General features: G+C 65.9%; 21 protein-coding genes and 4 pseudogenes. 14 read left to right on the top strand and 11 right to left on the bottom strand.

The window, feature by feature from the left end; genetic code table 11:
• Window positions 1–36: 36 nt before the first annotated feature.
• Window positions 37–1,290, bottom strand: coding sequence for a formamidase (gene fmdA, locus NM2_RS37745; protein WP_067679703.1), 1,254 nt, complete (start codon window positions 1,288–1,290; stop codon window positions 37–39).
• A gap of 17 nt (window positions 1,291–1,307) precedes the next feature.
• A complete protein-coding gene (locus tag NM2_RS37740; RefSeq protein ID WP_067679634.1) occupies window positions 1,308–1,628 on the bottom strand; it encodes an FmdB family zinc ribbon protein in 321 nt (106 codons plus the stop codon).
• A gap of 208 nt (window positions 1,629–1,836) precedes the next feature.
• On the opposite strand from NM2_RS37740, the gene NM2_RS37735 reads away from it, so the two are divergent.
• Entirely contained in the window at window positions 1,837–3,522 is a 1,686-nt protein-coding gene (locus tag NM2_RS37735; RefSeq protein WP_067679632.1) for a purine-cytosine permease family protein, read from the top strand.
• A gap of 55 nt (window positions 3,523–3,577) precedes the next feature.
• Here the strand turns inward: NM2_RS37735 and NM2_RS37730 are convergent, their stop codons facing one another.
• On the bottom strand, window positions 3,578–4,657 hold the full coding sequence (locus NM2_RS37730) for a substrate-binding domain-containing protein (protein ID WP_174575732.1): 1,080 nt from the start codon (window positions 4,655–4,657) through the stop codon (window positions 3,578–3,580).
• Window positions 4,658–4,719: 62 nt separating this feature from the next.
• On the opposite strand from NM2_RS37730, the gene NM2_RS37725 reads away from it, so the two are divergent.
• Window positions 4,720–5,160 carry a MarR family winged helix-turn-helix transcriptional regulator gene (locus NM2_RS37725; RefSeq protein WP_067679628.1) on the top strand — a complete coding sequence of 147 codons (441 nt, stop codon included), beginning with the start codon at window positions 4,720–4,722 and terminating at the stop codon, window positions 5,158–5,160.
• Between the two features lie 424 nt (window positions 5,161–5,584).
• Here NM2_RS37725 and NM2_RS37720 read toward each other — a convergent pair whose 3' ends face one another.
• Complete coding sequence (locus NM2_RS37720) at window positions 5,585–5,743, bottom strand: transposase (RefSeq protein WP_157121625.1); 159 nt, start codon at window positions 5,741–5,743, stop codon at window positions 5,585–5,587.
• 69 nt (window positions 5,744–5,812) lie between these two features.
• On the opposite strand from NM2_RS37720, the gene NM2_RS37715 reads away from it, so the two are divergent.
• The 3 genes and pseudogenes from NM2_RS37715 to NM2_RS53155 all read left to right on the top strand — a co-directional run.
• Complete coding sequence (locus tag NM2_RS37715) at window positions 5,813–6,139, top strand: hypothetical protein (RefSeq protein WP_157121623.1); 327 nt, start codon at window positions 5,813–5,815, stop codon at window positions 6,137–6,139.
• Between the two features lie 49 nt (window positions 6,140–6,188).
• Window positions 6,189–6,773, top strand: a complete 585-nt coding sequence (locus tag NM2_RS37710) for a recombinase family protein (RefSeq protein WP_218026074.1) — start codon at window positions 6,189–6,191, stop codon at window positions 6,771–6,773.
• Window positions 6,667–6,921, top strand: a pseudogene (locus NM2_RS53155) (recombinase family protein); the annotation flags it as partial. The gene NM2_RS37710 and the pseudogene NM2_RS53155, both read left to right, overlap by 107 nt.
• 81 nt (window positions 6,922–7,002) lie before the next feature.
• Here NM2_RS53155 and NM2_RS37705 read toward each other — a convergent pair.
• Window positions 7,003–8,413, bottom strand: a pseudogene (locus NM2_RS37705) (catalase); the annotation flags it as partial.
• 25 nt (window positions 8,414–8,438) lie between these two features.
• Window positions 8,439–9,155: an MIP/aquaporin family protein gene (locus NM2_RS37700; protein WP_218026073.1), complete on the bottom strand. Its 717-nt coding sequence runs from the start codon at window positions 9,153–9,155 to the stop codon at window positions 8,439–8,441.
• 191 nt (window positions 9,156–9,346) lie between these two features.
• Between NM2_RS37700 and NM2_RS51090 the strand changes: the two are divergent.
• From NM2_RS51090 to NM2_RS51085, 4 genes and pseudogenes are all read left to right on the top strand, one after another.
• Window positions 9,347–9,765, top strand: a pseudogene (locus NM2_RS51090) (response regulator); the annotation flags it as partial.
• A 54-nt stretch (window positions 9,766–9,819) separates the two neighbouring features.
• Window positions 9,820–10,494: a heavy metal-binding domain-containing protein gene (locus NM2_RS52145; protein WP_281182719.1), complete on the top strand. Its 675-nt coding sequence runs from the start codon at window positions 9,820–9,822 to the stop codon at window positions 10,492–10,494.
• An 89-nt stretch (window positions 10,495–10,583) separates the two neighbouring features.
• Window positions 10,584–11,360, top strand: a complete 777-nt coding sequence (locus tag NM2_RS37685; protein WP_067679697.1) for a heavy metal-binding domain-containing protein — start codon at window positions 10,584–10,586, stop codon at window positions 11,358–11,360.
• A complete protein-coding gene (locus tag NM2_RS51085) occupies window positions 11,357–11,869 on the top strand; it encodes a hypothetical protein (protein ID WP_067679615.1) in 513 nt (170 codons plus the stop codon). The genes NM2_RS37685 and NM2_RS51085 overlap by 4 nt, the downstream gene beginning before the upstream one ends.
• Before the next feature lie 623 nt (window positions 11,870–12,492).
• Here NM2_RS51085 and NM2_RS37675 read toward each other — a convergent pair.
• Window positions 12,493–14,007 carry a GAF domain-containing sensor histidine kinase gene (locus NM2_RS37675; protein WP_245718404.1) on the bottom strand — a complete coding sequence of 505 codons (1,515 nt, stop codon included), beginning with the start codon at window positions 14,005–14,007 and terminating at the stop codon, window positions 12,493–12,495.
• A gap of 515 nt (window positions 14,008–14,522) precedes the next feature.
• On the opposite strand from NM2_RS37675, the gene NM2_RS37670 reads away from it, so the two are divergent.
• A complete protein-coding gene (locus NM2_RS37670; protein ID WP_067679613.1) occupies window positions 14,523–14,942 on the top strand; it encodes a response regulator in 420 nt (139 codons plus the stop codon).
• On the opposite strand, the gene NM2_RS37665 is transcribed toward NM2_RS37670, so the two are convergent.
• Both NM2_RS37665 and NM2_RS37660 read right to left on the bottom strand, forming a co-directional pair.
• Window positions 14,920–15,594 carry a response regulator gene (locus NM2_RS37665; protein ID WP_084531978.1) on the bottom strand — a complete coding sequence of 225 codons (675 nt, stop codon included), beginning with the start codon at window positions 15,592–15,594 and terminating at the stop codon, window positions 14,920–14,922. The genes NM2_RS37670 and NM2_RS37665 overlap by 23 nt on opposite strands.
• 785 nt (window positions 15,595–16,379) lie before the next feature.
• Window positions 16,380–16,784, bottom strand: a complete 405-nt coding sequence (locus NM2_RS37660) for a hypothetical protein (protein ID WP_067679611.1) — start codon at window positions 16,782–16,784, stop codon at window positions 16,380–16,382.
• A gap of 111 nt (window positions 16,785–16,895) precedes the next feature.
• Between NM2_RS37660 and NM2_RS48240 the strand changes: the two are divergent.
• Both NM2_RS48240 and NM2_RS37655 read left to right on the top strand, forming a co-directional pair.
• A pseudogene (locus NM2_RS48240) lies at window positions 16,896–17,231 on the top strand (transposase); the annotation flags it as partial.
• Window positions 17,232–17,240: 9 nt separating this feature from the next.
• Window positions 17,241–17,612 carry a hypothetical protein gene (locus NM2_RS37655; protein WP_169816314.1) on the top strand — a complete coding sequence of 124 codons (372 nt, stop codon included), beginning with the start codon at window positions 17,241–17,243 and terminating at the stop codon, window positions 17,610–17,612.
• A gap of 227 nt (window positions 17,613–17,839) precedes the next feature.
• Here NM2_RS37655 and NM2_RS51080 read toward each other — a convergent pair whose 3' ends face one another.
• Together NM2_RS51080 and NM2_RS49735 are read right to left on the bottom strand one after the other, a co-directional pair.
• Window positions 17,840–18,133, bottom strand: coding sequence for a TY-Chap domain-containing protein (locus NM2_RS51080; RefSeq protein WP_218026072.1), 294 nt, complete (start codon window positions 18,131–18,133; stop codon window positions 17,840–17,842).
• A gap of 67 nt (window positions 18,134–18,200) precedes the next feature.
• Window positions 18,201–18,608, bottom strand: a complete 408-nt coding sequence (locus tag NM2_RS49735; protein ID WP_157121619.1) for a transposase — start codon at window positions 18,606–18,608, stop codon at window positions 18,201–18,203.
• A 976-nt stretch (window positions 18,609–19,584) separates the two neighbouring features.
• Here NM2_RS49735 and NM2_RS37640 point away from each other — a divergent pair.
• A complete protein-coding gene (locus NM2_RS37640; protein WP_084531976.1) occupies window positions 19,585–20,484 on the top strand; it encodes an NAD(P)-dependent oxidoreductase in 900 nt (299 codons plus the stop codon).
• Window positions 20,481–21,170 (top strand): TetR/AcrR family transcriptional regulator, encoded by a 690-nt coding sequence (locus NM2_RS37635; RefSeq protein ID WP_067679605.1) that lies wholly within the window; start codon window positions 20,481–20,483, stop codon window positions 21,168–21,170. Before NM2_RS37640 ends, NM2_RS37635 begins: the two co-directional genes overlap by 4 nt.
• The last annotated feature ends 3 nt before the right edge of the window (window positions 21,171–21,173 follow it).

Raw genomic sequence — 21,173 nt, 5'->3', positions numbered from 1 at the left:
TGAAGAGTTCTTTCGCGTGCCGTGTGTCTGTCCCGCTCAGCGGGTGGCGTGCGGCGCGCCCATACCCGGGTCGATCCGGACCGGCCCGCCGGCTGTGGGCGTGATCGGGAAATCGAAGATCGCGGTGGGGATGTAGATGGTCGCGCAGGAGTTCGGGATGTCGACCACACCGGAGAAGCGGCCCTCGATCGGTGCCGCGCCGAGCAACAGGTACGCCTGCTCGCGGCTGTAGCCGAACTTGCTCAGGTAGTCGATGGCATGCAGGCACGCGCGTTCGAACGCCAATTGTGAGTCCAGATACCGCTGTTCGCCGTCGAGGGTGACCGAGGTGCCGGAGAAGGCCAGCCATTCGGAGTAGACCGGACCTTCGTTGCCAGGCTGGAATACGGCGTTCTCGGTGACACCGTACAGCGCCATGCCGTTCTTGATCACATCGACGCGCAGATCGATGAACCCGCCCATTTCGATTGCGCCGCAGAAGGTTATCTCGCCATCACCCTGGGAGAAGTGCAGGTCGCCGACCGACAGGTTGGCGCCGGGCACGAAGACGGGATAGAACACGCGGCTGCCGCGGGTAAGGTTCTTGATGTCCTGATTGCCGCCGTTCTCGCGCGGCGGAGCGGTGCGCGCCGCCTGCGCGGCGACTCGATCGTAGTCGGCGCCGATCAGTGCGCCGAGGACGGCGTCGCGCGGCTCGGGCGGCAGCGCCAGCGGCGGCACCCGCTGCGGATCGGTGGCGATCAGTGCGGCCTCTCGCGTATTCCAGGTGGTGAGCAACTCGTGCGAGGGCGCGGTCCCCATGAGACCGGGGTGCATGATGCCGGTGAACCGAACGCCCGAAATGTGCCGTGAACTCGTGGTGTGGCCGCTGAAATCCCAGATGGCCTTGTACGCGTCGGGGAAGTGTTCGGTGAGGAAGCCGCCACCGTTGTCGGTGGGGAAGATGCCGGTGTAACCCCAGCCCTGGCCCGCCAGCGGACCCGAATCCTCCTGCGGGATGGGACCGATCTCGAGGATGTCGACGATGAGCAGGTCGCCCGGCTCGGCGCCTTCGACGGCGAACGGACCGGACAGGCAGTGCACGGTGGACAGCGGCGCGGCGCGGACATCCTCGGCGGAGTCGTCGTTGTGGATTTCGCCGTCGAACCATTCGCGGACGTGGACGCGGAACTCCGCACCCGGGGCGATGGTGGCGACCGGCGGGATGTCCGGATGCCAGCGGTTGTGGCCGACGAGCTTCTGGTCGGTGAACTTCTTGGTCGAATCGAGCGGGTACAGCAGTTCCGGCATCGGTGCCTCCTGGGGCATCAGGGATGGGGGAGCTTGGCGTGTAAGGGGTTTCGGGTGATTCGGGTGTGCCCACCGGCGGGCGGAGCGCTCACCACGGCGGGACGGTCGGCGGTGCCGGCGGTGGCATCGAGCAGGCGCGTCGCGGTCGAGCCGGTGTGCAGCAACGCCCCGGCGGTCACGCGTCTGCGCGCCGGGGCGGCGCAATCCGGGCAGGCCGCGGTGCCGGGCACCTCCGCCATGCGATGGAAGCGGTCGAAGCTGCCACAGGCGCGGCAGTTGAACTCGTAGTAGGGCACGCGGTACCTCCGGGTTCCGGATCCGGCCAGATTTATTTTCATCTGCGTATATTTTAGTTGTATACGATCCAATGACTCGCGGTCTCGCCCATGAAACGGCTGTATCAAGTGCAAGTTACAAGATCCTGGCCGAGTATCCGGTAGATAAATACTCAAATGAAGTATATTCATTTGAAATGATTGACTCTATGGTCTGTTCTCGTTGGGTCTTGCGGGCCGTACCGGCCCCGGCTGCTAGGAGAACGGCATCATGAGCACAACCACCCGATGGCGACGGTTCCAGGCGTGGGCCGCACGCGACAACATCGAGGACTACTCGCTGCGCTACGCACCGAAGTCCTTCTGGCGCTGGAGCCCGATGGCCTGCGCGGTCGCTGCGCTCGGCGGTATCGCCTACCTCGCCGATTACTCCATCGGCGCATCCATCGCGGTCACCCACGGATCCGTCAGTGCCGTCATCGCGATCCTGGTAGCGGCCGTGACGATCTTCCTCACCGGCATCCCGATCGCCTACTACGCCGCCAAATACAACCTGGACATGGACCTGCTCACCCGCGGAGCCGGTTTCGGATACTTCGGCTCGACGCTGACCAGTCTGATCTACGCCAGTTTCTGCTTCATCTTCTTCGCACTGGAGGGATCGATCATGGCGCAGGCCATGAAGCTCGCCTTCCATATCCCGCTGCCGCTCGGCTACGTGATCGGTTCACTGCTGATCATTCCCCTTGTGCTGTACGGCATGTCGGCGCTGGCGAAGTTCCAGGTGTGGACCCAGCCGCTGTGGCTGATCCTGTTCGCGGCGCCGCTGGTGATGATCGCCATCGGCGATCCGCATGGCGCGCACGGCTTCCTGGCGTGGGCCGGCAACGGCGGCAGCCATCGAGTGAGCGCCGTCGCGGTCGGCGCCGGCGCCGGTGTGGCCCTGTCCCTGATCGCTCAGATCGGCGAGCAGGTCGACTATCTACGGTTCATGCCGGAGAAGTCGGAGACGTCGCCGCTGCGCTGGTGGTCGGCGGTGCTGGCGGCCGGGCCGGGCTGGGTGATCCTGGGTGCGGCCAAGCAGCTGTGCGGCGCGTTCCTGGCCTTCTACGTGGCCGGGCAGGTCGGCTTCGCCCGAGCCACGGAGCCGATCGAGCAGTTCCTCGGCGGCTACGGCGCACTCCTGCACAGCCACGCCGCGGCACTGACCGTGGCCACGGTCATGGTCATGGTGCTGCTGTCGCAGATCAAGATCAATGTGACCAATGCGTACTCGGGCTCACTGTCATGGTCGAACTTCTTCAGCCGGGTGCTGCACATCCATCCCGGCCGGGTGGTGTGGCTGGCGCTGCATATTGCGATCGCGCTGTCGTTGATGCTCGGCAACATGTTCACGGTGTTGAACACGATCCTCGGGTTCTACTCGAACGTGGCGATCGCCTGGGTGGGTGCGATCGTGGCGGATCTGGTGATCAACAAAGGGATTCTGAAGATCAGCCCGCCCTATGTCGAGTTCAAGCGGGCCTATCTCTACCCCATCAATCCGGTCGGATTCGTGTCGATGCTGGCCGGTTCGGCTCTGTCGATCGCGGCCTACTTCGGGGCGTTCGGCGCGTTCCTCGAGGCGTGGTCGCCGTATCTGGCCCTGGCGGTGGCGGTGGTGCTGACGCCGATCATCGCGCTGGCCACCGGCGGCAAATACTATCTGGCGCGGCCGAATCCGCTGCGTGAGGAGATCGAGAAGGAACCGCTGTGGGCGGGACAGACCCTGCTCGACGTCGTCGACGGCCAGCGCTATGAGCTGCCGGACATGGTGCACGACTGCCCATTTCACGGCGGGCCGGTGTCCTCGCTGACCTGCACGCTCACCAAGAACTGTGGTGAGCAGTGCCAGTCGCCGTCCTACACCAGCACGGTGGCGGCCGCGGATCTCGATCTGGCGCCCGCGCGGGAGTGATCGCCGAACCGATCGGCGGCGGGCCGATTCGAGGTCCGCTGCCGATGGGGCCCACTCAGGCCGTCAGTTCCGCCTGGACCTCGAAGCGGAGCAGGTCGGCTCCGGCGACGTATACCGGCTGAGTGGTGTGCGTTCCGCGCACCCGGACCTCGCCGCGCGGGCCGTGATAGGTGACGTGCGCGGCGGTGCTCTCGATGGCGCGCAGGTTCAGGCTCCGGGCCTGCTGGGCCAGCGACGCGAACAGCAACAGGCCCTCGTAACAGGATTCGCCGATATTGTTCAGCGCCGGGGCGACCGAGCCGAAGCGGGCGGTGTACCGGCTGCCGAAATCCATGCTTTCTCGAGAGACCACACTCTCGAAATACCCTGAGGCGGTGAACAATCCTTGAGTACTTTCGGGGCCGCCGGCCAGCAGCACATCCTCGCCGATCATCATGCCGAGCCGGACGCGATGCTCGTCGAGTCCGGCCGCGGCGAACGCGCGGTTGAAGGCCGCGCAATCCGCGCCCACCATGAACAGCAGCACACCTTGCGCGGGGGAGTTGCGGATCAGGTTCAGCGCGGCGGTGAAATCGCGCCCGCCCAGCGGGACGAAGTCCGAGCCGACCACATCGATATCGGTTGTCGCGCTGAATTCGATTGTCGCCCGCGTGGTTTCATGAGGCCAGACGTAGTCGTTGCCGATCACGCACCAGCGCCGGACGCCCAGTTCGGCCCGCATCCAGCGCAGCACCGGAAACAGTTGCTGATCAGGGGTTTCCCCGACCATGTAGACGCCGTCGGAATTCTCGCCGCCCTCGTAGAAGGTGGTGTAGACGTACGGCACGCGCCCGGCCGTCTGCGGCGTGATCACCTTGCGTGCGTTGGACAGGTGCCAGCCCACCACACCGTCGACGAGGCCGCGATCCACCATCTCGCCGATCCGCGCGGCCAGCACCGGCAGTGGCGCGCCGGCGTCCACCGGATGCAGCCGCACCCGGCGGTCCAGAATGCCGCCCGCCGCGTTGATATCGTCCAGCGCGAGCTCGGCGCAGGCTTCGGTGGACGGTCCGAACATTCCGGCAGGCCCGCTCAGCGGCACCACCAGGGCAATGTCGACCGTGTCGCGATGGCCGCGAAGGTCCCGGTTCGCCACGGGAACCACCACCCGAATGCTTGTCGATGAAAATAATTCATACGGCGCTGTACAGTGCTGGTGTGGACGATAGCACCGCTCTGGCCGCCCTGGATGATCTTGCCCGACTCGTGCGGCGTGCGTCACAGGAGTTGGATCGGGCGATCGCCACCTGTCTGGGTGAATCGGCGGTAGGCCGCTGGCATGTGCTCAATGCGGTCACCACGGCCGAGGGGTTGTCGATGTCCCAGCTGGTCGATGCCACGCTGCTGAACTCCGCGACGCTGACCCGGCTGATCGATGCGATGATTGCGGACAATCTCGTGCACCGCAAGGTCGACGATACCGACCGCCGACGGGTACTGGTGTTCCCGACTCGTCGCGGTCTGCTCACACGCAAGGTCATGTCCGAGGCCCTCACCACCAGCGGTCTTACCGAGGTCGCCTCGGCCGCCGCCGGGACCACGAAATCCCTTGCCGCACTGGTCGACCGGATCGCGGCGACAGATCCCGTGCCGCTGTAGCCGAACCCGCCCCGCGACGACCGATTCGGTGCGGGCGGCCTCGGCGCCGCCCGGTACAGCAGAACCCGAGTCGGAAGCGATACCCCGCGCACCGGGTCCGCCCCGTCGACTGCCGGGAAAGGGCGGGGCGGACCCGGATCGGGGGGCGAGGACCGTCTGCGGTCAGTCCTCGCCGCCGCCCACCGCCAGCGCTGTCGTGATCACGAGCGACAGGGGTGGGAGTGTGGTGGCGGGAGCCTCGCGGGTGTACGAACCCCGGCCCGCCCCCGCGCGGACCTGCATGATCCGGGCGCTCCCGGCCGCTGCTCACCCGCGAGGAGTTCGACCGCGCACGTGATTGGTTCAACGGCACCTACACTGCGCACCCGGCCCGGTCGATCCCGTCGTATCGGGGGCCGGGTAATGGTCTGGCATACACACCTTCTTAGCGCACCCAGTTACGCAAAGCTTCCTTGTGAATCCCCAGATCACGGGCCACCCGTGCGATCGCCCCACGCCCCTGCCCCAACTCGCCCTCGAGCTCACGAACCATCTCGACCGCGCGAACTCGCAGCTCAGCCGGGTACTTCCTCTGACCACCCATACCGTTGATCCTCTCCAGATCCAACGGTCTCCAACAAAGGGCGATGGGCGCAAGCGGTTGATCCCGCAGGTGTGGACCGACGCCGGGGCCGGCGAGGACACCACTGATACCGGCATGGTGGCGACCTTGGGTGGGGTCGAGGACTTTTCGGCGTTGACGGTGCTGATTTCGGCACTGGCTGACGGGCCGGAGAGCAGGCTGCCTCGCAATCGACGTGGGAGGAGGACCAGAATGCAGCCTGTTCAGCTCAGTCTGCTGGCGGCCGAGATACCAACGTCGCCGCGGCAGGTGGCTGCCGAGCTTCCAGAGGACGGTGTGGCCGAGGCGGTTCGGCTGCTGGCGCGGCTGATCGTGAAAGCGGCGACCGCGACGCAGAGGGTGACCTGCGATGAGTGAAAGCGCGAAAATCACTGCGTCACATCGTGTCCGATCCGCGGTCGTGTATGTGCGTCAGTCGACACTGGCCCAGTTGGAACGTAACGGCGAGTCCACCGCCCGCCAGTATGACCTGCGTGAACGGGCGGTCGGGCTGGGCTGGCCGCGTGAGCAGGTCCGGGTGGTCGACGCCGACCTGGGCGTGTCCGGGTCGGCGCTCGGGCAGCGTGATGGGTTCGAGTCGTTGGTGGCCGATATCGCGCTGGGGCAGGTAGGGATTGTGCTGGCGTTGGAGGTGTCGCGTCTGGCCCGCGACAATGCCGCCTGGTATCGGCTGCTGGATTTGGCGGGAACCTGCGACACGCTGGTCGCCGACGCTGACGGCGTCTACCATCCGGGGCTGTTCAACGATCGTATGTTGCTGGGCATGAAGGGCATGCTCAGCGAGGCCGAACTGCATGTGCTGCGCGCCCGCCTCGACGGCGGGATCCGCAACAAGGCCGCCCGCGGCGAGTTGCGCACTGGGCTGCCGGTCGGCCTGGTCTGGGGTGGTGTTCTACCGGTTCGCCGTCTGCGGGTCAGTGCGCTCAACGTGGTTGTGGCTCAAGGACAATGGGCTGCGGTGGCCGTTGCAGCCGGTCGGGTACCGACGTGACCGGCTGCCGGAGATCACCTGGGTCGAGCCGACCTACCACGCGGTGCACACCACGCTCACCCATCCCGCCTATGCCGGCGCCTACGTCTACGGCCACACGAAGACGGACCGTTACCTCGGCGACGACGGCCGGTTGCGGGTGCGGCGTCGTAAGCTGCCGCAAGATCAGTGGGAGGTCGTCATCGCAGGACATCACAGCGGGTTCATCCGCTACATCGCGTTGAAACCGAACGTCGTTGTCGAGATTGCGCCAGCATTCGAAGGCGCGCTGCAGGACCGGCTCGCTGACCCCGCCGAGAAGATGGCCGACGATATTGCCTACCAGACGGTCTCGTGCGGCATCGTCGAGTACGTCGCATGCCCAGGGTTCCGGCTTGGGTCCAATCGTCGTCGTCGGCGCGCAATGTGTAGGCGGTGCGGACCATGTCGCCGTCGCTGTGCCAGCCTGCGGTCCGGCCGTGGTGTCGGTGCCGGCGGCGGGCCCGCCCTTCGAATTCGGCGCGTACGCCGGATCGGAGACCATCCGGTAGCGCATCGCGCCGTCCTTGCTGTAGCTGTGCACCAGCGCGACCGGTGCGTTCACTGGCAGCTGGTTGTAGTTCGCGCCGATCCGGGCACGATGGGCGTCCGGGTAGGCGAACATCCGGCCCAGCAGCATCTTGTCGGGCTTGGGCCGATGCCGGGCACGAGATTGCTCGGCTTGACGGCCAATTGCTCGATGTGGGAGTGGTAGTCGACCGGGTTGCGGTCCAACGTCATTCGCCCGACCTCTATGAGCGGGTAGTCGCCGTGCGGCCAGACCTTGGTCAGGTCGAAGGGGTTGAGGCGGTAGGTCTTCGCCTCCTCGAACGGCATGATCCGCATTTTCAGCGTCCAGCTCGGGTAGTCGCCGCGCTCGATCGCCTGCCACAGGTCGCGGGTGTGGTAGTCGGTGTCCACCGCCGCCATCCGGTCGGCCTCGATCTGAGTGAAGCATTCGATGCCCTGGTCGCTGATGAAATGGTATTTGACCCAGAACCTTTCGCCGTCAGCGTTGATCCACATGTAGGTGTGTGAGCTGTACCCGTTCATGTGCCGCCAAGTGCGCGGGATGCCGCGATCGCCCATCAGGATGGTGACCTGGTGCGCCGACTCCGGTGACAGAGTCCAGAAGTCCCATTGCATGTCGTGATCGCGAAGGTTGTTGTCGGCGCGGCGTTTCTGCGATCGGATGAAGTGCTGGAATTTCATCGGGTCTCGCATGAAGAAGACCGGAGTGTTGTTGCCGACCATGTCGTAGTTCCCGTCGGCCGTATAGAACTTGATCGCGAAACCACTCGGTCGCGTCAGGTATCGGGGCTGCCGTGCTCACCGGCCACGATGGAGAACCGGATCACCAGATCGGTGGTCGTATTCGGTTGGAACAACGCCGCTTCGGTGTAGGCGCTTACGTCGTGGGTCACCTCGAATCGGCCGAAGGCACCGCCCTCTTTGGCATGTGGCTGGCGTTCGGGGACGCGTTCGCGATTGAACTACGCCATCTGCTCGATCAAGTAATGGTCGTGCAGCAGAATCGGTCCGTCCGGGCCGACGGTCAGCGAATGATCGTCGCTCTCGACAGGAGTGCCGCCATCGGTCGTCGTCGGCGTGGGTTTCGTCATTGTCGTGCCTCTCGATCGGTTGAGGTCATTTGTCGTCGGAGTTCAGTGCGAGGAACACCGCGCCCGCCGCCGCGGCGGCGATGAGCTGCGCCACGAAATACACCCAGAGCGTCGGCCAGGCGAACACGCCCATCACGGCCGCACCGAGGGTGACCGCGGGGTTGAACGCGCCGCCGGAGATCGCGCCGACCGCGAATGCGCCCGCGACGACGGTGAATCCGATCGCAAGGCCGTAGAAGGAGTTGTCTGGGTGACTCTTGCTGGTGGCGACGTTGAGCATCACGTAGCACAGCGCGAAGGTGAACAACAGTTCCACCGCGAACGCGGCCCCCAGCGTGTGACCGGTCAGTGTCAGGGTCGACGTGGTCCGGCTCTGCGCCGGATCCACCACATAACGCACCACCAGTGCCGCGAGAATTCCGGCGAGGAGTTGCGCGACCCAGTACCGCACGGCCTCGCGCAACCTGATCCGGCGCCGCACCAGCACCGCCAGGGTCACCGCCGGGTTGTAGTGCCCGCCGGAGAGGTGTCCCCCGGCATAGATCATCACCATCAGAACCGCGCCAATCGCCAACGGGGCGAGCTGGCTTCCGCTGCGGACGGCTGCCCCCACCGTGAATACGAGAAAGAATGTGCCGATCAACTCCACCGCATATTTCGACACGAGCCGGGCGGAGGTGATCGCGAAATCTGTTTCGGGTGCGTTCGTCTCAGCTGAACGGAACTCTGTGGAAGCGACCATGTCACGACTCCTCGAATCTGTCTGGCGGACACTCTCAGAATTCCTCGCCCGCGTGCCGATGTCGTCGGCGCTGACGCCCATACGCACTGCCCGGCAACCCCACTTCTCGTCTACCTGCCAGCTGCAATCGGCCCGGACTATGCTCGAATTCGATCGGTCGCGTCCCGAGCATCCGAGGAGGTCGAGCTCACGTGACGACCCCGCTGCGGGTGCTTCTCGCCGAGGACGACATCCTGCTGCGCGAGGGCGTGGCGAGCCTGCTCGCCAGATCGGGGATCGAGGTCGTGGGCAGGCCGACGACGCCGCGCAACTGCTGTCGCTGGTTCGGCAGGAACCGCCCGATGTCGTGGTGGTCGACATTCGCATGCCGCCCTCGCACACCACCGAGGGACTGGACGCGGCCCGCGTGATCCGTGCGGAATTCCCCGAAATCGGCATTCTCGTCCTATCGGCGCACTCCGACGTCGAACACGCGATGGAGTTACTGGCCAGCGGGCACGGAATCGGCTATCTGCTGAAGAGCCGGATCACCGACATCGAGGACTGCCGGAGGCGGCGCGCGAGCGGGTGGCTCGATTCTCGTCCTCAGGTGCGCACCTCGCTACTGTCCGTGCCGGGCGCGGTCGGCATCGAATCGGTGGGGCTCACCCCGGTCGGGGAGGTTATGGGTTGCATCGTCCAGCAGATCGGCTGGACCGGTTACGGGGTGGGCGTGTCGTACGGCCTCGGCGCCGTGAACTTCCAGCCCTACGTGGCGGCGCTGTATCACGGGTACGACACCGCACTCGCTCGCATGATCACCGAGGCCACCGCAATGGGCGCCGACGGTGTGGTCGGGGTGCGGCTGACCCGCAGCCATCTGGGCCAGGGCAATGCGACGGAATTCGTGGCCCTGGGTACCGCAGTGCGAGCACGATCCCGGCACCGGCCCAGGGACCTGTTCACCGCGGTACTGCCCGGCCAGGACGTGGCCAAGTTGATGCACGCCGGCTGGGTACCGGCGCGGATCGGCATCGGCATCGCGGTGGAAGCGCAGTACCTGGACTGGCGCAGCCGCAACCAGATGAGCGTGATGGCCGGCAATGCCGAGGTATCGGGACCGACCGAGCTCATCACCCGGGTCCGTCACCTGGCCAGAGATACCTTCCAACGTCACGCCCGCGACGCCCGGGCCGACGCGGCCATTGTGTCGGACATCCAATTGCGAACCTGGGAGCAGGGGGACGACAACGCCACACTGCTGGGTGCGGAGTCGAAGGTTTTCGGCACTGCGATATCCCGGTTCCACAGCGGCCGCCAGGCGCCCGGCGACTCCTTGACGATCATGCCCCTACGATGAGCGCACCGGCATCGCAGCGGCGGCACACGAGAAAGCGGAGGTGACGGGTGACGAATGCCGATGAGCCGCAAGGCATTCCCGAGGATGCGATGCGCCGCCTGGCCGAGATGAAACCCGGCCGGGACACGACGTTGTTCACCTCGGACCTGAGCGTCAACGAGTTCCTGCTGGTCCGCGAGGCCGGCTTCCGGCCGCTGGGCATGGTGCTGGGTTCGAGCATCTACCATGTCGGCTTCCAGTTCGGCCGCTGGAGCAAGAACCAGGAGCTCGAGACACTCTCGGGCGCGATGTACCACGCGCGGGAGCTGGCCATGACCCGAATGGAAGCGGAAGCCGACATGCTGGGCGCGGACGGGATCGTCGGGGTCCGGCTCGAGATCGAGTTCAAGGAATTCGGCAACGACCTCGCCGAATTCATCGCGATCGGCACCGCGGTGCAGGCGGATGAGCGAGGAGCCTGGCGGAACAACCAGAACAAGCCCTTCACCTCCGATCTCTCCGGCCAGGACTTCTGGACGCTGATCCAGTCCGGTTATGCGCCACTGGGCATGGTGATGGGCTCGTGCGTCTATCACATTGCGCATCAACGGTTCTGGCAGGCGATGAGCAACGTCGGTCAGAACGTGGAGATCCCGCAATTCACCGAGGCGCTCTACGACGCGCGCGAGTTGGCCATGTCCAGGATGCAGGCCGAAGCGGAGCAGTTGCAGGCTGAGGGCATCGTCGGGGTGCAGTTGCTGTCGCTGCCGCACCGCTGGGGCGGGCACACCACCGAGTTCTTCTCCATCGGCACCGCCATCCGGCCGTTGCGCGAGGACCACCACATCGCCAAGCCACAACTCGTGCTGCCGCTGGTGGACTCGTGACCGGCGAGGAGATCAGCCCCATCTGGGACATGCACATGATGATCACGACGTTGCGAGCCGACCGCGCCGACGTCGAATCCTACGGTCGAGTGCTCACGAGCGTGCTGGGCGACGCCCTGCCCGAGGGCATGGTCGAGGTCGACCACCGGCGCACCATGGCCGATCGGATGAGCGGCAGACCCGGCCAGGCCGTCGCTGTACGAGTGCACACCCCGGACCGGGAACTCGAACTCCGCCAGGGCCGACGCGGCGGCATCGAGGCCGAGGTGCGCAACGTCGTGCGCGGCGTGGTCATCAGCCGCAAGCAGATCGGTGTCGACGAGTGGCTGACGGTGCTGGCCCAGGAGCTGAACGCACTGGCTGCCCGGCACCACGGCAGGTCGATAGGTTCAGGCAGTCCGTATCGCCGAGTCACGGCGATACGCTGTGGCTCGCATCGCCGAGCCACCGGCGGAGTACGGCAGCACATCTGCTCTCTGCTGATGCGACGAGAGACGACCGAGGAGTAGGTGCAGCGGCATCCGGAGATCGTCGGCCAGGACGCGCATGATTCGCATCATGGTTGCGCTGTCGAGATCATGCGCGATGAGGATTCGCTCGAGAACCATTGCGCTGAGGACCTGTGTTCGGGTCAGTGCCATTTCGGGAAGCCAACTCAGCCGCCACGCTCCCCTGCCGGCTCCGTTGGTAATCCTGGTCGCGGACTCGGTGGATAGCGGGTTCGCGATGGTCGCGTCCGTAACATACAGCGCGTCGATGTGTCCGGCGATCAGTTCGCCATCCGCCCCACCCGACCAGATCGCGGGTCGGGCCACCCGCTCGCGCCACATCGCGCCGGACGTGGTGGTCACCCCGGCGCGTGCGCGGGCGGGAACTTCGGCTCGAGTGATGATGTCGTGTTGCTGGATGACCATGTCGAGACTCCTGGAATACACGATGGGACCGATTAACGAAGTCCAGGATCGTCTCGCGCATGGCCGTTGTCGTCGGCGCTGGCCGCAGTTCGGCGGCCCCACCACCGTGACCGTGCCGATACCTGCTAGCTGCAACTCGGCCTGATCGAGCCCGCTGGATCCGGCCCCCGGGCAGGACGAATCCACCCTGAACCGCGCCGAGCGGTAGCACCGCGCGGTCACATGACAGGTGTGCTGTCCGACGCGTCTACGGGGATCGTGATGTACAGCGACGTACCTATGCCTGTGGGGCTGTCGACGAGTAGGTGGCCGCCCAGCACCTCGATTCGGTCTTTGAGACCGATGAGTCCCGACCCTTTCCTGGCGTCGGCTCCACCGACGCCGTCGTCGCGAATCGACAAACAGAGACTGTCGCCTTTCATCGCCGCCCAGACGGACACTTCGGAGGCTCGGGCGTGTTTTGCGGCGTTCGTGAGCGCTTCGGCCACCGCGTAGTAGGCTCCGATCTCCACCGAATCCGGCAACCGCCGCTCGACCGCGGCGTCGAGGTCCACCGGTACCGGGCAGCGGCGGGCCAGCGCCTTCAAGGCCGGGACGAGCCCGCCTTTCGACAGGATCGCTGGATGAATTCCGCGCGAGAGTTCCTGGAGATTCTCCGTCGCGCCGGCCAGACCGGTCGCGACCCGAGCGATCTGCCCGTTGAGAGCATCGAGTTCAGCGGGCACCGAGTCCTGCAATGAGCGCAATTCGAGCTCGAGAGACACCAGCCTTTGCTGGGCTCCGTCATGCAGATCACGTTCCAGACGGCGCCGTGCCTCGTCGGCGACCGCCACAATCCGGGCGCGCGACGCGGTCAGTTCCGCACGCGATTCAGCGTTGGCGATCGCCGTTGCGACGAGATCTGCGAAGTCGGCGACGCGCGCCTCGGTATCCGGTGGCAGCGGACCGGGCTTGGCGGTTCCGATGATCGCGGCGCCCCACACACTGCCCTCGACGACTATCGGCGCCCCCACCTCGCCGTGCAGGCCGACCTCACGAATGCGCACGGTGGTCCACCCAGGCGAGTCGTTGCTGTCGATCCGGGCCGGCCGGCCGCTGGCGAGAATCAGTCCGACGATGCGGCGGTCCTCCAGCGACCACCTCGAACCGACGGGCCTCGCCGTAGGCGGCAATGCGTCGTCATGAGCCGACATGAGAGTGGCTGTACCGTCGGACTCGTAGCGCCACAACGACGCGTGGGTTGTGCCCAGCGCGCGGGCCAACTGCTCGGCCACAGCCGAGAACACCTCGAAGGCGGGCACACCCTGCGCCACCAGGGTCGCCACTCGCCGCAGCGCAGCCTGTTGCTCGGCCAGCACACCGATCCGGTCGCGGCTCTCCTGCAGCCCGGCTTTGGCCTCCTCGGCTTCCCTGCGGCGTTCATCGGCTTCGTGTGCCCGCAAGCGTGCCAGCCCCGCGATGAAGTTCGTGCACAACGCCGCCGCGAGGAATACGACGACGAGCACGTAGTTCTCGGAATCGAACGGTGGGACCTTGCCTCCGGACCTGGCATCGAAAATGGCCAGGCCGATGGCACTGACCAACGAGGTTGCCACCGCCAAGCCCAATCCCCACACCATGGAAACCACAAGAATGCCGAGCAGATAAACCGGCTCGAACGTCTCGCCGGGTGACAGATCCTGCAGGAGGATGATGACAAACGTCTCCAGCGCGACGACAACCACAACAACCACGATTCCGAGCCACAGCGGCGGTGTCGCCGGACGCAGCAACGCCGACAATGGACCTATTGGTACCGATGGGTCATCCTCGGTCGCGCCCCTGCGCGGCATCTGCAATACCGGCCATATCGCGGCCGGCCCCGACTTCCGGCCACGATCGGACACGTCACCCGGCAACCGATCGCGCATCCGCTTCCCACCAGGAAGCCGCAACCACCTCGGCGGCATGAACTCAGTATCCTCCCGCGCCGCGATCGGACAACCGAGCGGTCGCCTCCGATCGAACGCAGTGCTCTGGACTCGCGGCAGCACGCCGATCTCGGCACATTGCATTTGGTGGGGCGAGCAAGCGCACCGGAACATCGACGGCCACAATTTCCGCGGATGGATGCTGAACGCCGAGACCCGCACAGCTCAGCAGACTCGACGATCACCGACCCGCCGTGCCCGCGCTACGCGGCAACGCCGATGCGAGGTTCCCGCTAGCGGGGATGCGCGCTCGTATCGCGCTCCAGGACACTCGGCTCATGGAGTCATCAGCTCAGCGTTTGCGCTGTTTCATCGTCGATGACAGCGTCGAGTTTCTCGACGCCGGACGCGAACTGCTCGAGCGTGGGGGGATCACCGTCGTCGGCGTGGCGTCGACCAGCACCGCGGCGCTGCGAGGTGTCGCAGCGCTGGGGCCCGACGTAACACTTGTCGATATCGAGCTCGGCGAGGAGAACGGCATCGAACTCGCCGAGCGCCTGCACCGCCATGGAGGAACCGTGCCGCCGCCGGTGATACTGACCTCTGCCCGCGCCGAACAGGACGTCGCGGAGATGATCGCGGCGAGCCATGCGGTGGGCTTCCTGCCCAAGTCCGCGCTGTCGTCCGGCGCGATCCGTGAGCTGCTGCTCGCAGCCGAGGACCAGCGCGATCCGCTCAGCGAGCCTCGAGAAAGGTGACCACCGCGAGAACCCTGCGGTGATCGTCCCCGGTCTCGGGCAGATCCAGTTTGGTCAAGATGCTGCGCACATGCTTTTCGACCGTGCCCTCGGTAACCCACAGCCGACGGGCGATGCCGGCATTGGAGCGGCCCTCCGCCATCAGCGCCAGCACTTCCCGCTCCCGCATGCTGAGCACGGCCAGCGGGTCATCGCGTCGGCGGGCCGACACCAGCTCCTGCACCAGAACAGGGTCGATGACCGACGCGCCCTTGGCGATCCGGCGAAGGGTTTCGACGAATTCCTCCACATCGGTGATCCGGCTCTTGAGGAGATAGCCGATCCGTCGACCTCCGGCCAGCAGCTCGATCGCGTCCTCCACATCGGCGTACGCCGACAGAACCAGGATGCCCGTCTCCGGGAGCTCGCCCCGGATCACCCGGGCCGCGTCGAGCCCCTCGGTGGTGCCCGTCGGCGGCATCCGGATGTCGACCACCACCAGATCCGGCGCTATATCCCGAACCAGCGCCAAGAGTTGCGCCGCGTCTCCGGCCTGCCCCACCACGTCGAACCCGCTGCGTGCGAGCAAGCTCGCGACACCTTCGCGCAGGAGGACGTCATCTTCGGCCACAATTACCCGCAACCGAGTCACAGGCGGGGTCACGTTCACCATCCGGGTTGTCTCGGATTCGTGACGGGCAGGCCCTGCGCCATTGGTGCCCACTCCCGCGGCAGCGGCGATTCGGTCGTCGTCGACATAATTTGCTCGGTCGGCAATCGAGCGCCCAATGCCACCCACCTCCGGTTATCCACCTCGAGCATACCGTCAGCAACCGAGAATAGGGCGTGACAGCCGTGCGCTCCTGTGGCTGGGCGTGTACGGATCTGGGATGCTGCGCATTCGAGCGAGGCGAAATCGACCTGATAATTCGGTAGTTGGCCTCGCAGGCGGTTGAAGTATCCTTCCCGCAGATCGTCACCTCTCCGGATCGCCAACCGACGTCGGCGAGTTCCAGACGTACCACCTCGCCGCCGCGCAACCCCAGCCGCGTCAACGACAACACGATCGCGTGATCGCGGCGGCCGACCGCGCTGTCACGGTCGCACGAGGCGAGCACCGCGCGGATCCCCTCGGCCGACGCCGCCCGCGGCACCCCCAACCGACCAGGATGAGCCCGACCGGCCCGGACAGCGTCGACCAACAGGGCCGGGACATACCCAGCCACGTGCAGGAAACGCAGCAACGACCGTAACGCCGGCAGCGTCGCCATGTCCGGCGGGCGACCCTTCCGGCGTCGCGCCCACTGCATGACATAGCCGGTGACCTGGCCCGAGGACAACCCCAGCAACGAATCACATTGCGCCGGAAGCCACGCCAGAAACACCCGGGCGCACCGCAGATAGTGCGTGACCGTCCCTGCCGACCCCGTTCGGACTCTAGATAACGGCGATACTCGCTCAGCAGAACATCCTACGCAGTGGCCGCGACAGCCGCCGAATATGGTGGAGCAACCCGCAATTCGCGCAGATACCCCATATCGGCATAACCGCGCGAACCGTCACGCCGATGTGCAGGCCCCGAGTGCGACGGTCCCGCAGGAACTCCCCGGCCACCTCGCTCGTCAGTCCCGCGCCGGTCAGACCGCGGCCGGACAGCCAGTCACTCAGATCTGCCAACAGATGCACGTGATCGACGATCGTATCCAGGGCATACCCCTGAGCTGCCAGTTCACGTGGTAACCCGTCCGCGAACGGCGCCAGCGGGCCATCCACGATGATCGGCCCCAGTGCCGTGCTCCACTTCGAGAGTCCATGGTCGTCTCCTATTCGTCGATGAAACTCATCGACCAGAGACACCACCAACCGGACCCACCACCACGAAATACCGCTCAACCAGCCTCAAACAGCAACCTCGCACCCAATCCCCGGCCGCACTTCGGCATTACCGTCGGCTCGTCATAAGGCACCAAGTCCGCGGGTGTGCAACGCCAGTACTCCGGAACCGCGGGTCGTGTGGAGAATTCTCAGCTCGGGGTGTTCCTGGCGTATGCCGGGCGCTCAGGGCGGGCGCTGATCGATAGGGAGCTCGACCTGCCCGAGTCGTGGATCGGTGATCGTGACCGCTGTACTGAAGCAGGAATCCCTGAAAGCCGTTGCAGCTCAGGTCTTCTGACGAAGCCAAGGCTTGCGGAGATGATGATCGCCCGGACCCTGGATGCCGGTGTGGCCGCCGGGTGGGTGGCCGCGGATGCAGCCTACGGCCGCGACGGCCGGTTCCGGACATTCTGCGAGGCCCGCCGCCTGTCCTAAGTGCTCGAGGTGCCGGACCGGCAAACAGTGGCCGATCTCGACGGCCGCCGCCGGGTCGACACCCTCGTCGCCCGGGCGTCCGCACACGCGTGGCACCGGGTCTCGGCCGGGCTGGGCGAGCGCGGTGAACGTGAATACGACCGGGCCTGGGCCACCCTCCCCAACTTCGGTGACCTCCCCGCCGGATACACACGAACCATGCTGGCCCGCCGATCCCTCGACGACCCCACCGATATCGCCTACTACCTGCGCTTTCACCCCGCCACCATCGACCGGGAACAGGTCGTGGCCGTCGCCGGCTCCAGGTGGGCGGTCGAGGAATGCTTCCAAGCCGCCAAGGATCAATGCGGCCTCGACCACTACCAAGTCCGCAAATGTTGAGCGCGATCAAGCCGACCATTTAGGACAAGGGACAGTTGCCGACGGAGAAGGCTCATGACGATTCTTCCTGTCGCAGGCCCAACCGCGGCAGATTTATACTCCGGTTTCCCTCTCGGTTGTTCCATGCGCGATACATCAATAAGTCTGGGTCAGCGATACCTAACCCATCGCGCAAACCAGTAACGGTTATGGTGTCATGGTAGCCAACGCTCGGTACATTGCCGTGATCATAGGCCATGGCAATTCAATCCACCACTTACCGTCGTGCCTGGGGCTCGGCGGCTGCCAGCCGGCGCCAGCGATCGCTCGGCGCCCAGCAACACCCGGTCTGCTTCGACAGTCAGAAAGTCGTCACCGACCAACTCTGCCTCGACCGCGTGATTTCCTTGCGCGAACTGAACGTAACGGCCCATGCCACCGCCAGCTTCGGAGATGACGAGCAACGCGCCCGCTGGAATTTCTCGCAGTTCTTCGGCCAACCCGCTGGCGAACCGAGCCCATTCGGTCAATTCGATTCCCACCTCTGTTGTTCTACGATTGCGTCGTGCTCAGCCAGGTAAGTATTGGTCACCAAATATTGACCCGAAACTAAATGGTGGAAGCGTAAGCGGTGTGTGGCGCCTGGAAGTAGCCGCGGACTCGGTCGGGCAGTTTCTGGACGCGGTGGAAGAAGGAGCGGACGGCGGACTCCATCTGGTCGCGGCTGGTGATGACCTGGTCAGCGAGGGCGCTTTTGAGGTCGGCGTTGACCAGCTCGTCAGGGTTGAGGTGCGGGGCGTACGGGGGCAGGAAGAGCAGCTCGATCCGGTCGGTGCGCGCGGCGACCCAGTCGGTGACCGCTCGCGACCGGTGCACGGGGTGACCGTCGAGAACGAGGTGGATCTTCTCGGTGTGCTGGCGCAACAGCCTGGTAAGGAACTCCAGGAACTGTGGGGTGGCGAACCGGCCTTTGAACAGAGTGAAGTGCATGTCCCCGCGCGGGGAGATCGTGGACAATGGCGTTGAGGGAGAACCTTTTACCGGTCCGGGCCACCGTCGGAGTCTGCCCGCGCCGTCCCCAGGTGCGCCCGGACAGGTGATCGGAGCGGACACCGACCCGGTCGACGAACAAGATGATCGCGCTCTCGGCTTTCGCTCGTTTGGCCAGCGCCGGGTAGGTGTCGGTCACCCAAACCCGCATCGCTTCGGAATCGGCCCCGATCGCGCGGCGATCCGGCCGCTGAAAGGTGAACCCCATACGGCGCAATACCTTTCCCATCCCCTGTTCGGTGTAGGACACCCCGAACAGCCTGCGAGCCAGCTCGGCGACCTTCGCGTTTCCGCGCTGCGCCAGGTCGTGCTGCAGGCACCGGCACCGGTGGTCGCCGACGCCCTCGGCATCCACTACACCACCGCCCACCGACATCGCGACCAGGCCGGCGACACCTGGAACCGCTATGGACCGGGCGATCACGACCGCTGAAGACTATCGATCCGGTCGGCCCGAATACCGACTACCTGAATACCGGTCCCTGCCAGTCCGGGACCCCCGTGGTGCCGACGGTGAAATCCACGAAGATCGTGCCGATCGGCTCGACGGCGAGTCGACGGGCGGCTTCGGACGCCGGGTCCGTGTATCGGCCTCGGCGCCGATGGTGTCGAGGTTCGTTGTATCGGACATGAGTCTTCGCCTTTCCGAAACCGACAGGCTCGTATAGGAGACGGTAGGCGGGCCGGGCTGGCCCATGCTCGGAGCAACCTGTGTCTACAGTTGCAGCACGGTTACAACGGCTACCACAGGGTTGCGTTCGGGTATCACACCTGGTGATATACAAAACTCACAGTATCGTAATTGGCGGAGGTGTCGAACCGGAACACCGGAGCCCGGGGGCAACCCCGGGCAACCGCAATCACCCGGTCCGAGGCACCAGCACAGCGATCACCGCGTAGGCGCAGGATCGCATCGGCATCCAGTACGGAAGGGAACACACGCATGTCAACAATTGGTTTCGTCGGTCTGGGGGCTATGGGGAGTCGCTTCGCGCGTCGTCTGCTGGACGGGAACACCGTGTGCGGCACCAACCGCACACCGGCGAAAGCCGCCGGTCTCGTCGCACGCGGCATGATCTGGCGGGATACACCACGCCAGGTCACCGGCTCGGTGGACGTCGTTTTCACCATGGTCTCCGACGACACGGCCCTGCGGGCGGTCCACGAAGGCCCCGACGGCATCCTGGCCGGACTGCGCCCCGGACACGTCATGGTCGACATGAGCACCGTCGGCCCCAGCACCGCGGCCGAACTCGCCGACCGGGTCGAGTCCCGGGGCGCGCACATGGTCAGCGCGCCGGTGTCCGGCAGTGTGCCCGCCGCCGCCGAGGGCAGCCTGGTCATCCTCGCCGGTGGGCCGTTCGGGGCGGTCACCGCGATCAAACCCCTGCTGTACCGCCTGGGCCGCCAGGTCGCCTACGTCGGAACCCGGACCCAGGCCCTGACATTGAAATTGGCGATGAACGTCGCTCTGGCCAACCAGGTCCTGGCGTTCAGCGAAGCGCTGATGCTGGCGGAAAAGGCGGGGATCGACCCCGCTCAGGCCGCCTCGGTGATGACCGACAGCCCGATCGGATCACCCGCGCTACAGACACGCGCGCCGATGGCCCTGCACCTACCCCACCGCGAGTGGTTCGATATGCGCGCCATGCGCAAGGACCTGCGCCTCGCCCGCGAGACCGCGGCCGGTCTCGGCATGCAGATGGCCACCGCCGCGGTCGCCTCCGAGGCCGTGGACATGGCCGTGGATCACGGATATGCCGACCGGGACCTGGCCGGGCTGTATGCCGCCCTGCACGGCCGGATACCCGCCACCGACGGCCCTGTCCGGAGCCGGCGGTGACCGAGGCATCTGCGACCGTGCGCCGCGGCCGGCCGCGCAACGAGCAAGCCCGCGAGGCGATCCTGGACGTGGCGATGGACTCGTTGCTCGCCCACGGCGTCGCCGCCATGAACATGGACGTCGTGGCCGCGGCGGCCGGGGTCAGCAAGGCCACCATCTATCGCTGGTGGCCGAGCAAGGAAACACTCGCCATGGACGCGCTGTATCGGACGTGGGAATCGGCTCCCACGACCCCCGATACCGGATCACTACGTGATGATCTGCGAAACCTGTTGTGGCCGTGGACAGAACTGATCACCCGCCGCCCCTACGGGCGCGTCATCGCCGGACTGCTCGGGCACGTGGTCACCGACCCGGATTTCGCGCTCACCTACCGCGCCCGCTTCCTGGACCAGCGCCGCGACCACGGCAGGCTGATCCTGCAGGAGGCCATCGCCCGCGGCGAGATCCCCGCCCGCACACGCGTCGAAACCGTCCTGGACATGCTCTACGGACCGGTCTACCACCGGCTGATGCACGGCCACGCACCACTGGACCGCACCTTCGTCGAGGACATCGTCGACATCGTCCTGGACGGCATCCGGCCCCGAACCGACACCACCATCACCCGGCCGCAGCTCCGGCACGAACCCTGGCCCTCGACGCGGCCGGGATCCGAACTGCACAAATTCACCGAACACCGCTAGGAG

Origin of the sequence: Nocardia miyunensis NBRC 108239 (assembly GCF_001613065.1) — a bacterium.
Taxonomy (GTDB): domain Bacteria; phylum Actinomycetota; class Actinomycetes; order Mycobacteriales; family Mycobacteriaceae; genus Nocardia; species Nocardia miyunensis.
This window is presented reverse-complemented; position numbering and strand designations above follow the sequence as displayed.

Excerpts from the sequence above, each read along its gene's own strand:
- NM2_RS37700 (WP_218026073.1), bottom strand. The coding sequence starts at position 9,155 with ATGGTCGCTTCCACAGAGTTCCGTTCAGCTGAGACGAACGCACCCGAA.
- NM2_RS52145 (WP_281182719.1), top strand. The coding sequence starts at position 9,820 with ATGGGTTGCATCGTCCAGCAGATCGGCTGGACCGGTTACGGGGTGGGC.
- NM2_RS37670 (WP_067679613.1), top strand. The coding sequence starts at position 14,523 with ATGGAGTCATCAGCTCAGCGTTTGCGCTGTTTCATCGTCGATGACAGC.
- NM2_RS37640 (WP_084531976.1), top strand. The coding sequence starts at position 19,585 with ATGTCAACAATTGGTTTCGTCGGTCTGGGGGCTATGGGGAGTCGCTTC.
- NM2_RS37665 (WP_084531978.1), bottom strand. The coding sequence starts at position 15,594 with ATGGTGAACGTGACCCCGCCTGTGACTCGGTTGCGGGTAATTGTGGCC.
- NM2_RS37720 (WP_157121625.1), bottom strand. The coding sequence starts at position 5,743 with ATGGGTGGTCAGAGGAAGTACCCGGCTGAGCTGCGAGTTCGCGCGGTC.
- NM2_RS37685 (WP_067679697.1), top strand. The coding sequence starts at position 10,584 with ATGCGCCGCCTGGCCGAGATGAAACCCGGCCGGGACACGACGTTGTTC.
- NM2_RS37735 (WP_067679632.1), top strand. The coding sequence starts at position 1,837 with ATGAGCACAACCACCCGATGGCGACGGTTCCAGGCGTGGGCCGCACGC.
- fmdA (WP_067679703.1), bottom strand. The coding sequence starts at position 1,290 with ATGCCGGAACTGCTGTACCCGCTCGATTCGACCAAGAAGTTCACCGAC.
- NM2_RS37740 (WP_067679634.1), bottom strand. The coding sequence starts at position 1,628 with ATGAAAATAAATCTGGCCGGATCCGGAACCCGGAGGTACCGCGTGCCC.